Here is a 1,024-nt window from a genome sequence, read left to right on the forward strand (position 1 = left end):
TCCGGACGCACCGGGCGGCCCCGCGACCCGTCCGCGAGCCGGGCGAGGGTCACGCCCTGCCCCTCGTGCGGGGCCGTCATCTGCAGGAACATCACGTCGGTGGCGTTGAAGCCGGGACCGCCGCGCGGCGCCGCCGGCGACACGGAGCCACCGGCCGCCCCGCATCGTCCGAGCAGGAGCAGCGCGCACGCGGCGGCCACGGCGAGGACGGCCCACCGCACGGTCACTCGGCCCGCCACAGCGCCGGAGCGTTCGGCGGTTCCCAGCCCGCTATCGCGGTGTGGCCCTGAAGGCAGGTGTAGGTCGCGCCGGCGTAGGTGACGCGGTCGCCGGTCGCGTAGGTCTTCCCGGCCGTCCAGGTGTCACCGGGCTGCTGCGTCGGCGGCGTGGTGGGCGGCGGGGTCGTGGGCGGCGTGGTGGGGGGCGTGGTCGGGGGTGGGGTGGGTGTCGTGGAGCCGCCGAAGTCCACGTCCGAGCAGGTGTAGAACGCCTCGTCGCTGCCGACGACCCGCTGCCAGATCGAGTAGAGCAGGTGGCGGCCGGTGCGCTGCGGCAGGTTCAGCGTCCAGCGCGTATAGGTGGACGGGTTCTGGTGGGTGAACGAGGACAGCGGGACGAGGTCGGCCCAGCGCAGCGGCTGCGTCGGGTCCCAGCCGTCGCGGGTGATGTAGAACGCGAAGTTGCTGTCCTGGTGCGGGGCGGTGGCGTAGTAGGTGACGGTGAGCGGCCCGGGCCGGACGGCCTTGGCGGGCCAGTCGGCGCGCTGGAGGTCCAGCCCGCGGTACTTGGCGCGGCCGGCGCTGCAGAGCTGGCCGTCCGGGATGATCTCCCGCGACCGTCCGCCCGCGTCCAGCCGGGACACCTCGTTCCAGTCGTAGAACGGCTGGGTGCCCGCGACCGCGACGGCGGCCTTGCACGCGTCGGACTTGGGGTTCTCCGGGCCCTCCTGCTCGCACGCGAACACGCGGCTGGGCGGGTCGGACATCGTGCCGTGCGCGGATGCGGTCCCGGCGGGCGCGGCCAG

Annotated in this window: 1 protein-coding gene and 1 pseudogene; both read right to left on the minus strand. The window is 74.8% G+C overall.

Going from position 1 to position 1,024, the window contains the following annotated elements:
• Window positions 1-227: pseudogene (locus tag AB0J52_RS42135) on the minus strand (hypothetical protein); the annotation flags it as partial.
• Window positions 224-1,024 (minus strand): lytic polysaccharide monooxygenase auxiliary activity family 9 protein (locus AB0J52_RS42140; protein ID WP_500188934.1); only part of this gene is annotated, 801 nt, incomplete at its 5' end. The gene AB0J52_RS42140 and the pseudogene AB0J52_RS42135, both read right to left, overlap by 4 nt.

The organism is Spirillospora sp. NPDC049652, assembly GCF_040675125.1.
GTDB lineage: Bacteria > Actinomycetota > Actinomycetes > Streptosporangiales > Streptosporangiaceae > Spirillospora.